This window comes from Mesonia algae, from assembly GCF_003253545.1.
Classification (GTDB): domain Bacteria; phylum Bacteroidota; class Bacteroidia; order Flavobacteriales; family Flavobacteriaceae; genus Mesonia; species Mesonia algae.
In genome coordinates this window covers 121,357-136,954 of the sequence record NZ_QKYV01000002.1, presented here as the reverse complement: position 1 = coordinate 136,954, position 15,598 = coordinate 121,357, and the positions used below count along the sequence as shown (strand labels likewise).

General features: G+C 31.2%; 13 protein-coding genes. 3 read left to right on the top strand and 10 right to left on the bottom strand.

Features of this window, described 5'->3' with window-relative positions; all coding sequences use genetic code 11:
* The first annotated feature begins 178 nt into the window (after positions 1–178).
* Both LX95_RS03815 and LX95_RS03810 read left to right on the top strand, forming a co-directional pair.
* The gene (locus tag LX95_RS03815; RefSeq protein ID WP_111540116.1) at positions 179–2,701 is read left to right on the top strand and encodes a leucine-rich repeat domain-containing protein; all 2,523 of its coding nucleotides are present in this window, start codon (positions 179–181) and stop codon (positions 2,699–2,701) included.
* An 18-nt stretch (positions 2,702–2,719) separates the two neighbouring features.
* Positions 2,720–3,337 (top strand): toxin-antitoxin system YwqK family antitoxin, encoded by a 618-nt coding sequence (locus LX95_RS03810; protein ID WP_111540115.1) that lies wholly within the window; start codon positions 2,720–2,722, stop codon positions 3,335–3,337.
* A 503-nt stretch (positions 3,338–3,840) separates the two neighbouring features.
* Here the strand turns inward: LX95_RS03810 and LX95_RS03805 are convergent.
* The 6 genes from LX95_RS03805 to LX95_RS03780 form a co-directional block, all read right to left on the bottom strand.
* Positions 3,841–4,905, bottom strand: coding sequence for an adenylate/guanylate cyclase domain-containing protein (locus tag LX95_RS03805; protein ID WP_111540114.1), 1,065 nt, complete (start codon positions 4,903–4,905; stop codon positions 3,841–3,843).
* Positions 4,906–4,926: 21 nt separating this feature from the next.
* Complete coding sequence (locus tag LX95_RS03800; RefSeq protein ID WP_111540113.1) at positions 4,927–6,258, bottom strand: TolC family protein; 1,332 nt, start codon at positions 6,256–6,258, stop codon at positions 4,927–4,929.
* Between the two features lie 3 nt (positions 6,259–6,261).
* Positions 6,262–9,390 carry an efflux RND transporter permease subunit gene (locus tag LX95_RS03795; RefSeq protein ID WP_111540112.1) on the bottom strand — a complete coding sequence of 1,043 codons (3,129 nt, stop codon included), beginning with the start codon at positions 9,388–9,390 and terminating at the stop codon, positions 6,262–6,264.
* Positions 9,391–9,394: 4 nt separating this feature from the next.
* Positions 9,395–10,462 (bottom strand): efflux RND transporter periplasmic adaptor subunit, encoded by a 1,068-nt coding sequence (locus tag LX95_RS03790; RefSeq protein WP_111540111.1) that lies wholly within the window; start codon positions 10,460–10,462, stop codon positions 9,395–9,397.
* Positions 10,463–10,693: 231 nt separating this feature from the next.
* Complete coding sequence (locus LX95_RS03785) at positions 10,694–11,605, bottom strand: helix-turn-helix domain-containing protein (RefSeq protein ID WP_111540110.1); 912 nt, start codon at positions 11,603–11,605, stop codon at positions 10,694–10,696.
* 49 nt (positions 11,606–11,654) lie between these two features.
* Positions 11,655–12,590, bottom strand: a complete 936-nt coding sequence (locus LX95_RS03780) for an NAD(P)/FAD-dependent oxidoreductase (RefSeq protein ID WP_111540109.1) — start codon at positions 12,588–12,590, stop codon at positions 11,655–11,657.
* A 73-nt stretch (positions 12,591–12,663) separates the two neighbouring features.
* Here LX95_RS03780 and LX95_RS03775 point away from each other — a divergent pair, with 73 nt between their 5' ends.
* Complete coding sequence (locus LX95_RS03775; RefSeq protein WP_111540388.1) at positions 12,664–13,035, top strand: Fur family transcriptional regulator; 372 nt, start codon at positions 12,664–12,666, stop codon at positions 13,033–13,035.
* A 54-nt stretch (positions 13,036–13,089) separates the two neighbouring features.
* Here the strand turns inward: LX95_RS03775 and LX95_RS03770 are convergent, their stop codons facing one another.
* The 4 genes from LX95_RS03770 to LX95_RS03755 are packed head-to-tail and all read right to left on the bottom strand — an operon-like array spanning position 13,090 to position 15,595.
* A complete protein-coding gene (locus LX95_RS03770; RefSeq protein ID WP_111540108.1) occupies positions 13,090–13,881 on the bottom strand; it encodes a haloacid dehalogenase type II in 792 nt (263 codons plus the stop codon).
* A gap of 7 nt (positions 13,882–13,888) precedes the next feature.
* Positions 13,889–14,533 carry a DsbA family oxidoreductase gene (locus tag LX95_RS03765; RefSeq protein WP_111540107.1) on the bottom strand — a complete coding sequence of 215 codons (645 nt, stop codon included), beginning with the start codon at positions 14,531–14,533 and terminating at the stop codon, positions 13,889–13,891.
* Positions 14,534–14,586: 53 nt separating this feature from the next.
* Entirely contained in the window at positions 14,587–15,258 is a 672-nt protein-coding gene (locus tag LX95_RS03760; protein WP_111540106.1) for a hypothetical protein, read from the bottom strand.
* 22 nt (positions 15,259–15,280) lie between these two features.
* On the bottom strand, positions 15,281–15,595 hold the full coding sequence (locus LX95_RS03755; RefSeq protein WP_111540105.1) for an EthD family reductase: 315 nt from the start codon (positions 15,593–15,595) through the stop codon (positions 15,281–15,283).
* Positions 15,596–15,598: the final 3 nt, after the last annotated feature.

The window sequence follows — 15,598 nt, the reverse complement described above, 5'->3', positions numbered from 1 at the left end:
TTACCTAAAATAAGGCGAATAACAGTTGGCAAGATAAATGGAATCTCAATTTTTTCGCTCACGGTATTTGGGGATTTTTTCTATTGAAGGTTTGCAATTATATATAATATCACAGAATACCGTGAATAAAATTTAGACATTTTAAAATAAGTTTGTAATTCTAAAATGAAACTCTGTTATGTCAACCATTATAAAAGCGCCACTATTTAATTTTTTTGAAATTGAGACTTCTTTTGAAGCCATTAAATCTTGTGAGAATTATCCCGAAGCTTTTTACTATGAAATCTTTGTAATTGCTAAAGCCGCAGCAAATAAAGAGATTAGAACCGAATGTGCCAATATTATAAAAAAACAAGCCCCAGAAGCTTTACAACTCGCCTTTAAAAGCCGAAAGAAATTAACTCAAAAAGGCGGTGTAAAATCCGTAAACGCTAGGCTAATTTCTATTTTAGAATATGGGTTGTTATCTGAAGAGTTAGATCTGTTTAAACTTTACACATTGATTCATAAAGAACCAGAATTAGGGTTGTTTAGTTTTTCTACTGAATTTTTAGATCGATTATTAAAGCATCCGTATTTGTTAGGTCGATTTAATGGTATGGAATCATTAAAAATCGGTTTAAAAAAAGAAGGAGAAGGTTATGCCTCCTTAATTCAGGAAGTGCCTAAATTAACAAGTTTAAAATCTTTAGAGATTGAGGCTGATTTTACACAATTACCTGAAGATCTAGGTAATCTTGCAAACCTAAAAAAAATGAAGCTTACAATGCCTTTTTTAAAGGACATACCAGCTTCAATAGTAAATTTAAAAGCTTTAAAAAAATTAAGTATTAAAGGCGCTTATGTATTTGGTAATAGAGCTGCTAATACAAACCTAATTGAGTTTGGTTGGCTAACAGAACTCCCAAAATTAAAGGTCTTAAAACTACATTATGTTGACGTTCAAGATTTATCTGAAGTTGTATTTCCGGCTTCTTTAAAAGACATTGAATTATTCAGTTTAGATGCATTGACAGCCTTACCGCAAGATCTTCAGCATCTCAAAAAACTAAAGCGTTTTAAAGTAACCTCTAATAGTTTGCAACAGTTGCCTAGTGGTATAGAAAATTTACCGAAACTAGAACTATTTGAAGTTAATGCCTCAGAATTAAAATCTATTTCTGCCGATTTCTTTTTTGGATTTGATTCTAAACCAAATTTGGTCACCAAAATCGGAAACAGAAATGTAGATATTGAACCAATGACTGAAGTTTCAACACGAAACGAAGTGGTTCTAGATACACCTAAACTCTTGAATTATGTTTTAGATAATGCTGCTTTTTTTACTGAATTAAAAACCATAAGTATTAATTGTCCGGCTCCAGAAACCAAAAACACGAACACATTAGCTGCGTTTAAAAGTTTAGAACACCTGAGTTATAAACTTGAGCCGAATTTAGAGTGGCTTTTTGATGGTCTTAATACCTGCGGAAATTTAGAATCGATTACGCTATTCAAAAACACCTCTTATGCTACGCGTGTGGATGAAGAAGCGAGTTTAGCGGTTATTCCTAAAGGACTTTCGGAAATTGAAAAATTAAAGGAATTAACCATTCAGTTTGAAAATCATTTGGTGTTGAATACCGATGTTTTACCCAAGCAAATGGAACAACTAACCTTAAAAGGTTTAAAAGAAATAGAGCTTGGAAATACTAAAATTACAGCCAAAAATGTTAATGTTGAGCATACTCCGATAACAAATTTAAAAGCATTTTATAAACTTATCGATGCTGATGAAATGAACTTAGGAAAAAATAATTCGTTTGTATTAAGCGACCCGACGTTTAGTTTTCTTAAACAACCCGAGCAAATTAAAACTTACCAATATGCTGGTCCTGCTAAAAACATTGGAGGCTTATTAAAAAGGTGTCCCAATTTAGAAGATTTAACCGTTGAATTTCCTAAAGAAAAACCTGAATATTGTGAGGAATTTTCAGCTTATAAAAGTTTAAATCTCAAAAAGTTAGAAATTCAAAATTATAAAGGCGATAGTGAGACCTTGAAAACAGTGTTAGAACAGCTCCCAAATCTAGAATATTTAGAATTGAGAAGTTGCGAAGGACTTAATGATTTCCCGAAGGTGAATTTGAATTCCTTGAAAATTATGGTAGTCTATGAGTGTGATATTAAAACCATTTCAGGATTAAATGTCCCAAAAATTGAAGCTTTTAAAGTTAGTTTTTGTGAGCATTTTGATTATGATGCTGTGTCTTCTGTATCGCAATGGAAAAGTTTAAAATACCTTTGGTTTGAACAGATTAGTAACGCAATGAAATCGTACCCGAAAGCCATTTCTAATTTAAATTTAGATACTCTTGTAATTAATGGAAAGTATAGCAAAAGAAAAATTCCGAAGTGGCTTGGGACAATGAAAAGTTTACGTGTTTTGGGAGTTGAAGGATTTAAACAAGTTACATTGCCAGAAGAATTAGCAGCATTAACGCAACTTAAAGTTTTAAGCATTAATGGTTGTGATTTTACGGAGCGTATTTCTGAATCGTTTAGAAATTTAAATCTCGAAAAATTAGTTTATTGGACGTCTAAATTTTCTGGAAGCAATATGAAATCAGAAATTTATGAACCTTTAGTAGGTAAATTAGTTCCTCAACGCTATTTTGATGATGAAGATCGTTATGAGCCTTTTCAATTCAGTAAAAAATAATTCCTATAAATAATTGTTATGAAAATATTACTTCGCATAAGTTTATTACTAATCACTACTATTTCTTGCACAAGCCAAAATAAAAACACTAAAAAATTAGATCTTGTTTTTCTTGACGAATGTAACGGACAAATAATTGAACCTGAATATGAAATTGAAGATTTTTCAGAATTCAATTACAAATTAATTACTGTATTTGTAAAACGTGGTGATTTAATTGGTCACTTTATAACAACTCTTGAAAATCATAGTGATACCCTAAGAGTTCCTAAGATTTTATTTGCATTTGATAGTAAAAATCAATCAAAATCTAAACGTCAACTTAGCATGAATTGCGATCAAGTTTGTAACGGCATTGAAACCCAGTATTACCAAAACGGGAATATAAAAATGAAAGGTAATTTTAAAAACGGTAATCCTGTTGAAATAAAAAGTTACCGAGAAAACGGTCTTTTAGTAACTCAAGCCTTTTATAAAAAGTCTAGTTTTGATTTTACTAAAGTAAATTATTATAATGAAAATGAGGATTTAGAAACATATCAACTTTATCAATATAAGAGAAAAAAAACAATCATAGAGACTTATGATGTAAACGGTAAGTTAATAGAAACTGAGGAAAGAGCTAGTTTAGAATAAGTAGAAATGCAATTATCAGCATATTTACGGCCTGTTCATAATTGAGTAATCTTTCTGCTTGACCAAGATATCATTTTAAGATTATATTGATTAGAGTGCTGGTTTTTGAAGGTTATAATAAATTTATAATCGAATTATGCCTTTCTTCCGTCAAGGTTTAATCCGTTAACCTATTCCAACTTTTAGAAGAAACATTATCACTTTAATTAAAATTGTGTTTTATCATTATTACCATTTCTTATAAAATATGATTTGTATTAAATATAGGCTTTCTTAAAGCTGTTGTAGGATTAAAATTAACTTTTATAAAAGAAAAAGAATATTCGTAAATATTGTAAAATGCTTGCTGAGTATAGGTTAAGAGTAAATAAGTATCTCAAGAAAATTTATCTCTAGTCAGAATTTGTTTAAAACTTATTTGATATTTTACATCAGCAGAAGAACTACTAATAATCCTATTTATAGGAACCCTATTAATAAAAATTATCTTTATGTATAGGAAATTATACCCCGTAAATATTTAAGTAACTTTGCTTCCCTCTCAATTGTACACTTCCTAAATATTGAAGAGCTTCATCTATTAGATTGGTTTGGTTTTTTAAATAGTTTTCAGAAAAAACAATTTTCTTTTTATGTAAGTGACATTGTTCTAACAAACGCGATGTAGTATTAAGAACATCTCCATGGTAGGCCATTTCTTTGTAATTTTGTCCTCCAATAATTGTTGCCGAAACGGCTCCCAAATGTACTGCAGATTTAAACTTGGGTAACATTTTAAATTTTAGTAGATAGTCTTTCTGTTTTCTTTGAAGATTTTTTTCAATTTTACTGAAAATTTTAAAAGCTTTGTTGTTTAAATCCGTTTCAGATTTCCAGGTAAAAACAATTTCATCACCTACAAATTGATAGATTTCTATATCAAATTTCTGTAAACCGTCTAGTATATCTTTAAAACATGTGTTTAACAAATTACTATATTTTAAATGGCCCATTTCTTCTGCTAATTGTGTAGAATTATTTAAATCTAAAAACATAAAAGCTCGATTTTCCTCAATTGGGTTCTCATACTTTCCAGTGATATAATTAAGTAATACAGGTTCTCCAAACAATTCTCTTAGATGTTTTAGAAAAGAAAGAAATGCACTAAAAGAAAAAAAATAAATTAGAAATACAATAAAGAGATTGGTTTGTATCAAAGTCCTAATGGCCTTAAACGCTTGGGAAAATGTAAAGTCTTCAAATAACACATCATAAAAAATAGATATAAAAAAGATGTTTAAAAAAATTAAAATAAAAACTCCTAGTACCCATATTATTCTTTTTTTCCAGATAAGATGTTGGGATAATTTTTTATGAAGAAATTTTTCAAAACTTAGAATAAAGAGTCCTTGAAAGAATGCTACAAAAACAGTTTTAAAATAGAATTGTTTTTTATCAAACGGAACTATATAAGTTGGGTCTATTACTAAGTCTTCTAAACCTGTAAATCTTGAATAAACAAAAACACAGGCACCTAATATAAGAAAGATAACAAACAGAATATTTTCAGTTAAAGCTTTTTTATACATAGCTTGTGCTTTTGTTCACGGCTAATTATTTTTTATAGTAGGTATTTCTAATTGATGAGTTCTATAAAGGTATACAGCTTCTTTTTGTTCGTAGTTAGCAAAAGCGTTTACCACTGAAGCTTCTGCTTCTTCCTTAGATTGTTGTGCATCTAATAAATCTGTTAAATTAGTTAATCCACTATCATAATAATCTCTTTGAGTTTCTAGGTTTTCGGTAGCATAAAGCAACTTATCTTTTGAGTATTGAATTTGTTTGTAAGCGTTAAGAAGGTCATACCAGCTTTTCATAATTCCAACTGTTAATTGATCTTTTCCATCTTTCAACTTATTTTCTGCAATTTCTACCTCTATTTTACTCTGTCTAATTTGCTTTTTTTCTCCTCCCCACCAGGCAGAAATAGGGATAGTAATAGTACCAAAGGCAATGGGTTGTATATCTATTCCTAAATCATTATTAAAAGAATCAAATTTTGATGCATTTAGCCCCACTCCTATTTGAGGTAATAAATTGGCTTTTTCATTTTCTACTTGCAAGTGTGCTACTTCTACCTGTTTTTCTAAAAGACGATACATCGTATTGTTTTTAATATCTAGTTCAGGGTTTTTGTAGGTTAAATGAGGGGACGCAATTTCTATATTAGATTTCTTTGAGGCTACTAAAGTAGTATCATATGAAATTCCTGCATATAATACCAAATCTAATAAAGCGATTTTTCTTTGGTTTGATAATTCATTTTCCCTTAATAAAAGTCCGCTTTTCTCTACTTTTACCTGAAGTAGCTGATTTTTTGAAATAAGTCCTGCATCCAAAAGATCTTCTTGTTGTTTTAATAAATTATTAAGATAGGTTTTACTCGCCCTCACTACTTTTTGCTGTTCTTGAATATTAATCAACTGCCAAAATTTAGTTTCGGTGGCAAGAACAACAGAATCCATAGTTTCTTCTGTACCCAGTTTACGACTTTCTAATTGTACCTGAGCTAATTGATTTGCCAATCTAATTTTTCCTCCAGCATATATAGCTTGTGTAGCAGTCGCGCCTATGCTATAAATATTATCAATTCCGTTGGGAAGCGTTTGTGGAATAGGTGGTATAAGGTCATTAAAACCATATAATGCCAATCCAGTAGCCTCAACTTCAGGAAAATATTTAGAATATGCTTCTTGTCTAGCAACCTCAGCTTTTTCAGCACGAAGATTTCCATTTTTAATATGATTGCTATATTCTAAAGCTGACTTTTTTAAGTCTTCTAATTCTAATTTTTTGTCCTGAGCGTTAATTGTCGTTAGCGATAAAAGAAGTACTAATAAAACGCTTACTTTTTTATATAGTGAATGGTTTATAACGTCCATTTTTTATGAATTTATTGTTTTTAATTCTTCTTCATTATTTTCTTCTTCAGTCTTTTCTTCGTTTCTAAAAAATAACCAGTAAAGAGCAGGTAATACATAAAGTGTTAAAACCATAGAAACCAAAAGACCAAATGCAATTACAGTCCCCAATGGTCCCCATAGACTAGATCTACTAATAATCATTGGAGTAACTCCTACTGCAGCAGCAGACGAAGTAAGAAAAATAGGCCTCATTCTACGTTGTGCAGAAAGTATAGCAGCTTGTAGAACATTTTTACCGTGGTGAATACGTAATTCATCTGCAAAATCAATAAGAATAATTCCGTTTCTTACTACGATACCACAGAGAGCTAATATTCCTAAAAAGGAAGTAAATCCGAAAGGATATTGCATTAATAATAAACCTAATGCGGCTCCAAGAATACTTAACGGCATAGTAATAAAACTTAAAGCTGCGTGTTTGAAGGATTTAAAATGCCAAATAAGAATTAGGATAATAAGCAATACACTTATCAATAAAGAAATCCCCATTGGTAATAGATTCTCTTCAGACATTTCATGTTCTCCTCCATAGTTTATTCTAATATGACTAGGAATATCTAATTCTTCTATTTTAGGCGTCATTTTGCCTTGAACAACGTTAGCTACAGCTCCCTTTTCAATATCAACTCTAATGGTTAAACAGCGCATCCCATTACGTCTAACAATTTGTTCTTGCTCCCAAGCTGGGGTTATATTTGCTACTTGTTTTAATGGAATTACATTACCTGTGTTAGGTGCTAATATTGAAAGTTGACTTAAATCTGAAATTGTCTGTGCCGCATGATTTTCTGCTTTTATTTTAATATTAATGGCATAATCATCCTCATAGATTTGAGTTGTTTGTAAGCCTTCCATATTCATAGCGATGGCATTACCTATATTTTCTTTGGTAAGACCTGCTTGAGCGGCTTGTTCTTCTTTAATATCAATACTTACCGAACTGTATAATTCTCCAAAATTACTTCTAGACCAAATAGTTTGAGGAGTTTCTCGAGCTAAATCTATAATTTGATCTCCGTATTTTTTTAATTCTGAAATATCATTTCCGTAAAGCCTTACCTCAATTGGTGCCGGCTTTCCTACCATGTTAAGTTGTTTCATCCTTAAATAGGCATTAGGAAACATCTTAGAATACTTATCGTCATATTCTCTTAGTACTTCCTCCGTAGCATCGTTTGAAGCTGTTGTCACCAATATTTGAGCATAATTTTTTGCTGGAAGATTTGGAGCATAAACCATATGAAATCGAGGAGAACTTTCTCCAATAAAACTGGTGTAGTCTAAGATTCTCTCATCTTTTGCTAAAATCTCTTCAAACTCTTCTACAATAGCTGCCGTTTCTTGTAAATTACTTCCTTTACTAAGATTCACTTCTATTGCAAATTGATCTCTTTCTACAATTGGAAATAGTTCTTGACTTACATTTGAAAAAAGGAATACTCCCAATATGATAGAGAAAACTCCCATGAAAACAGTTATTTTATAATGTTCCATAGCTTTTTCAACACTATTGTTAAAGAAATCTTGAAGTCTATCTAACATAGATTTTTTCTTTTTAGCATCGTCTTCATCTTTTTCTGAATGCAACCCCTTTTTTATAAAAACGGTATTAAGAAAAGGAACTAACAAAATGGAAATCGCCAGAGAAAGAAATAAAGCTATAGAAATTGTAAAAGGAAACGTACTTAAGAAATCTTTTGCTGTTCCAGTCATAAAAAACATAAGCGGAAAAAACGTAGCAGAAATAGCAAGCGTTGCCGTAAAAACCGATGGGAATAATTCTACAGCACTGTGGTAAGCTGCCTCAAATCTAGATTCGCCTTCATCTAATTTTTCTACATAATTGTCTATGACAACAATAGGATCATCTACCACAATACCAAGCACAACAATTAAAGCGGCTAAGGTTACGGTATTAAGTTCCATGCTGAATAGATACATAAGTGCCAGCGTTGCAGAAATAGTAATAGGTATGGTTGCTGCAGCTAAAGAAGCTACTCTAAAAGGGAGTAAAAGCATACATACTAAGATGACGCCTAAAAGCGCATAGCCAAATTCTTTCATAAAGTGACCTATAGAATGATCTACCACTACAGGTTGATCTGCTATAGTTCTAACTTCAATATCTTCTGGTAAATCTTGTTTTAGCTGGGCTAAATGCTCTTTTATTTCTTCTCCAAATTGTACAATATTATTCCCTTTAGCCATTTCCAAAGTTATAATCATTGCTTTTGTACCTCCCGTTTGTATATAAGAGTCGGGATCTTCATATTCCCGCTTTACATTGGCTATATCGCTTAGTCTAATTACATTTCCATTTTTATCAGATCTAATGATATGTTGTGCCACATCGCTAACATCATTTAAAAATGCATCAATATGTATTGGGCGATCAAAATTTTTGTTTTCTAAAGTTCCTCCAGGTAATATAGTTCCTCGGGTTTGCAGACTTTGCATTAGCATCCCCGGACTTATACCATACTGAGCTAATTTATTTTGATCTACCGAAACAGCTATTTGTTCTGTAAGTCCACCAGAGTAAGTGATTTTCGCCATATCTTCTATTTGGCGAAGGTTGTCAATAATATCTTCTACATGTAGTTGAAGATCTTTATAGGGTCTCGTTTTAGATTGTACCGACAAAATCATCGCAGCGGTATTACCAAAATCGCTATTTACAGCAATACCTCGTACTCCTTTAGGTAAAGATTGCTGCTGAAATACAAATAAATTATTTTTTAGCTTATTCCAAAATTGTTGAGTTTCATCTTTCCCAATTCTGTCTGAAACTTCTAGATACACATAACTCATCCCATTTTTTGAATAGGAATAGGTTTTAGTTTTATCCACTTCATTAAACGTAAATAAGTATTCTTCAAGTTTAGAAGTTAATTGGGTTTCTACCTCTTCTGAACTTGCTCCTGGAAAGGATCCAATGACAAGTCCTGTTCGAGTTGTAAAATCGGGAAACTCATTTCGAGACATATTAAATAGCCCAATAAGTCCAATTACTAATAATGTAAGAGCTAATGCTAGAGGAAAAGCTTTATGCTTCATCCCCCATTCTATAACGGTTCCTTGCTTTTTCATAGGGCTACTTACTTAAAACTTTTACAGGTGTGTTATTGGTAAGTTTATGGTATCCAGATGTAATAATTACATCACCTTTCTTCAAGCCTTTTTCTATAGCGATACCGTCATTGTAGAGAGTACCGATTTCAACGAATTTTCGTTGTGCGGTATTTTTATTAGTATCTACAATATATACAAAATTTTGTCCATCATCGGTTATAGAAACCACCTGCACAGGAAGTATAATTGATTGTAAATTGTTTTCTGTCTCTGTATTAGTCTTTTTAACTGATTTATTAAAACTAGCTTGACAAGCCATTCCTGGTTTTAATACATTCTCTGGATTTGGTAAAGTAATCTTAGCTTTATATACAGGGCTTTGACTCCCAGACTGAACAGCAATCTCGGTAAGTACTCCTGTAAATTTTTTATCTAAGGCATTTATAGTAACCGTAGCACTATCTCCTACTTTATAAGTGTTCACTTCTCTATCTGATAAAGAGATAAGAGCCTGCACCTTATTCATATCAAGTAACTCTACTACAGGCATTCCTGGACTTGCCACATCCCCAGTTTCCATCATTTTATTACCAATATATCCTGAAAATGGTGCTCTTAACTTTGTTTTCTTTACATTTTGATATGCTGCATTTGCGGCAGACTGAGCCTGCTTAAAATTAGAGCGTGCTTCAATCATTCTAATCTCAGCAATACTCCCTTTTTTATACACCTCATTAATACGAGTGTAATTCTCTTGTGCTAAATTAGCTTGTGCTTTTTTTGCTTCATATTGTTCTACATAAGTAGTAGGATCTATACTAGCAATGAGACTTCCTTTTTCAACATAGTCTCCAATACTAACATGAATTTTATTGATATCACCAGATACTTGAAAACTCAATTGAGCGTCTAGTTGAGCTTGTATTGTTCCTGGGTAACTTTCCGAAGTGATTTCAGTTGTACCGTTTGTGTTTCCAATAGTTATGGTTTTTACTCCAATAGGTGTTATTTTCTTAGAAGTTTCTTTTTCATTACAAGCGAGCAAGAGAAATCCTAATATGATAGAGTACAAAAAAGGTTTACGTAGCATTTAATTAGCTTTTAAAGTTTCTATTATTTTTTAAATCAAATGAACCTATATAAGGGTTCGGCTAAAATAATTTACCCCGCAAAAATGCATCTATAATTATAAATAGAAAAGGTCTATAAAAGGGTAAAATTGGTCAATTTTAAGCATTTTTTATACTTAAATAAAGAAACAAAAAAATACAAAATTATAACTATCAAGTACTTATAATTATTCGTTAAAACCAGACTTGGTCTAACTCTGTAACTTTAATTTAACATTTTTGAACTGAGATGGAGATAAACCAGAATGTTTTTTAAAATATTTTCCAAAAAATGACTGATCGCTAAATTGGAGTTCATCAGCTACTTGGGCTATAGAAAGTGAAGGATTTCCTAATAATATTTTAGCTTCCATAATAACAGTGTCAACAATTAATTGACCCGCAGTTTTACCAGATACTTCTTTTAAAACTTTAGATAAGTGACCAGAGGTCATAGATAAATGATCTGCATAAAATTGCACAGAGCGTTCAAACTTAAAATTATCATTAAGAATTTTAAAAAAACGAAGTGCTAATTCTTCATTTCTAGATAAAGATAAATCTAGATTAGGATTATTCTGTTTAAAAATTGATGAGTAATGAAAAACCAATGTCCCAAAAGTGAATTTTATTAATTCCTCTTTGAAAGGTTTATTTATATTTTTTGAATTATTATATTCTTCTAAAAGTTTTGAAAGTGTTACTACCGTTTCGCTTTCGGGTGGTGTTAATTTTAGTTTTGTGGTGTTCTCTTGAGTAAAAAATTCCATTTTATCGAATTCTATCTTAGAAAAAGAATTCTTTAAAATAAAGTCTATACTAAAGCTAACACCAATAATTTCTAGATTTTCACTGAGTTCAAGGATTTGAACTGCCACTTTTGGTTTGATGGGTATGATTTCTCCACTTCTAATGCTAATCTCAAATAAATTTAATTGAATCTTAATTTCTCCTTCAACCACGAATAACAAACAATACTCATCTGTTCTAAAAGGATAAGTTATTGGAATTTCTTCATATTTATTTTTTGAAATATGTACGTGTAAATCGTCATTTTGAGGTTTGTCCCCCATAATTTCAATTAGTTCATCAATAGTATGTTTTCTTATTAAATTTTCTTGCAAAATTATTTATGACGATTTTGTGTACAAATATAATATTTATCAAATATGATTATGAATCGTGAGTTACGTTATATTTTGGCAATATTTCATTAATCAATTCCATATTAATGAAAGCTCCTGCTTTTGTTCCTGAAGCGGTTGAGATTGAAACGGCTCGAAATGGTGTAGTATTATCTCCAGCACAAAAAACACCTTCAATATTTGTTTTCTGTGAGAATTCTACTTCTATATGTCCTGATTCTGCAGTTTTGCATCCCAATTCTATTGGAATTTTAGAGTGTTGTTCAAATGGAACTCTAGAAAATATAGCTTCAATTTTAGTCATAGAACCATCATTAAAAATTAAACTTTCTATATTTCCGTTAGTATGATCTAATTCTTGAATCTCTTTCTCTACAATATCAATTTTTAACTTTGAAATATAATTCCTTTGGTCTTGCGTCAATTCTGATTTTCCATTCGTAAACAAGGTTAATTTATCTGTCCAATTTTGAATAAGATTACAAAGTTCTAATGCTGTATCACCGTTTGCTATTATACCTAATTTTTTATTTGCCACTTCATAGCCATGGCAATAAGGACAGTGTAAAACACTAACTCCCCAACACTCATTAAAACCTTTTAAATTTGGCATGATGTCTTTTACTCCTGTTGCGAAAAGAATCTTCTTAGCAATAAACTTCTTTTTTGCTTCCGTAAAGATTTCAAATCCATTTGTAGTTTTAGTGGCGGAAACAGCTAAATCTTTTAAGAATTTAACTGTTGGGTATTGTAGAACTTGTTCTTTTGCTTTATTAAAAATTTCTTTAGGTGTTGCTCCATCTTGAGTTATAAAATTATGAGAATGTGGTGTTTGTCTATTGCAAGGTTTACCATTATCAATTATTAAAACTTTCCTTAATGATCTCCCTAGAGCCATAGCTGCAGATAAACCTGCGTAACTTCCACCGATAATTACTACATCAAATTCTTTTATGTGATTCATTGTTTCAATTATTTTTGGTAAAGGTATGAAACTTTTGTATTATTGCGATATAGTCGCAATAAATAAATTTATGATGAAACGGAGAAACACAAAATCAAAGGACGATGTATTAGAAATTTTAAAATTAAAAGGTACTGCTATGAGCCACGATATGATTGAAAATGAAATAGAAGGCTATAATAGAGCGACTATTTATCGAATTCTTAATAGGTTTTGTAAAGATGGTATTGTACATCGAATCGTTGGAATGAATGGTAAACAATATTTTGCGATGTGTACCACGTGTAAACACGAAGAACATCGTCACAACCACATTCATTTTCAATGTAATAATTGTGAAAAAGTAGAATGCTTAGAAGAAGAACCGGTAATTAACCTTCCGAAGGGCTACACTTTTGAAAATTTTAATAGTGTCGTTTCTGGTATTTGTCAAGATTGTCATTAATTTATTTATTGTCATCTTAACTCCTTCTAAGCAATACCACTTATCTATATTTTATTATTTATATGATAACAAAACTTCGGCAACTTTTTTCAAATCATCTTCACTAATCTCTGTCTGTGGGGCCAAAGGAAATATTTGCTGTCCTGGTCTACTGATGAATGCAGCACGCCAACCAGCCCACAACGCACCAGCTACATCCCAACCATGAGCCGCTATAAGCATGCACTCTTCTGGCTTTATTCCCATTTTTCGTGCAGCCCAAGTATATGTATCTGTAAAAGGTTTAAATTTCCCAATGTCTTCAACACTTAAACGTTCATCAAAATACTCAGTTAAACCCGCGCTTTCAAACTGTTTTTTCACCCCTTCGTTTGAAGAATTTGTAAAAGATACCAGTTTATAACCGTCTTTTTTTAACTGAGATAAAGCTTCTTTAACTTCTGGGTGTGCTGGCAAACCTCGTAAGGAATTTAAAATAGTTTTGCGTGCTTCTTTTTCTGATATTTTAATACCGTTATTCGCTGCTACCATTTGTAAAGCTGCAGCTCCTATATTTCCAAAGTGTTCATATTGACCACTTGCAGTAGTAACTAAAGAATACTGAAGCATGGTAGTAAACCATAATGAAAGTAAATCATCTCTACCATTAAGAGCTTCACTCACTACTTGTTTCATATCGGTAAGATCTAGCAAGGTTTCATTAACATCAAAGAATAAAACTTTTGGTCTTACATTGTTACTATTTTCCATATTATTTGTTGTTTGTCCTAGTCCTATATTGGGCATTAATGCTCCTGTAGCTCCTAATATTCCTAGATTTTTTATAAATTGTCTTCTATCTTTCATAGTTCACTTATTCTTTAATTAATTCGGTTAATACTTGTTTAAAAGTATCTACAGGTTGAGCTCCGGTGACTGCACTTTTTCGGTTAAAAACAATTGTTGGCACCGAATTAACTCCCATATTTTTCCAATAACCTTGCTTGTTTCTTATATCATAGCGTATTTCTTCAATATCTAACCTTGCAAGTGCTTCATCTGCATTTAAACCAACATCTAGTAAAGCTTGTTTTAGGATATCTTTATCTGAAACATCTTTTCGTTCACTAAAGAAAGCGGTAGTTAATCGCATTTTAAGTTCGGTTTGCTTTCCGAAGTCTTTTGCATAATCTAATAAAATATGAGCATTAAAAGTATTTACCATTCGCATATCATCAAAATAATCAAATTTAAAACCAAGCTCTTCTCCTACTTCGGTCATATGCTGTTGTGACTCTTTTTGTTGCTCAGGCGTAGATCCATATTTTTCAGTAATATGTTCTTTTACATTTTGACCTTCAACGGGCATATTAGGGTTTAACTCAAAAGGTTGCCATTCTATTTCTATTTGATCTTGAACACCAAGTTCTGTAATTGCTTTTTCCAAACGCTTGTATCCAATAGTACACCAAGGACACACCACATCTGAAACGATATCTATTTTTAATTTATCAGCCATAATTTTATTTTTTTAATTAAATATTGTATTTATTATTTAAACCTCTAAACTAGTTATTTACTAATTAGATTAGTGTTAAGAAAAATGGTTTCCTTTTTTTCATCCTCTGTGATTTCATCTATTGATACCACATTTAAAACCATAGAATTCACAACTCTGTTTTTACTTAAATCTTTATTTATAATTAATGCTTTATGATATATACCTAATGTTTCTACATTTGATTTTGGATTACTATTATTAATTATAACAATAGAATAATTGTCCTCTTTTACTGAATTTATTTTTGATGTAAAAGGCTTTAATAAATCATCGTCCTCTTTAAAAACAGGTGTAAATTTATTAGCATAGTCTTCGGATGTTTTATAAGCTTTATTAGCGTAAGCATGATAATCTGCCACATGCAACTCACTTTTAATTTCACTAGGCTCATAACCTAACATAAGTATAGATTCATCTGCAGCATTGTCTATATGAAAAGGTGTGTTTACTTGTTGGTCAAAGCGTACAAGCCAATGGTAGCTTAATTTTTTGTTGAATGTAGAAACACTAAGTTTGGATAATTCTTTTTTTAGATCTATCATAATATATCTAAATCGATAAGGTGTAATCTCTTTTTTATTGAAAACTAGATGCACAAAACCTGGAGCTTCAGTAGTAGTTCTAAAAACTAACTTGAAACTCTTTTCTGCTATATTTTTTATAGTTTCTTCTTTAATTTTCATTACAACACCTTTCTAGCCTTTTTTAAAAAGTAATCAATTCACTAATTTGAAGCACTCCTTGCACGTTACTATAATTTTTAACATCTGCAGCAAAAGTTTCTCCATGAGGTCCAAAAGACTCTTGAAACGAGGTTATGCTATCAAATTTTAAATGTGCGATTGCTACGTAAGGTGCAGATTCTTCAAGACCCCTACTAGCCACACCTAAATCTAATTCTAAACCTTTTAAGGCATCACCTAGAGCATTTACAATCATTGGTAAATGTTTGTTTTTGTAATATTCTGTATCAAATTGCACATCTTTACCGTTCGGATACATTACGGATACTTTTATCATATT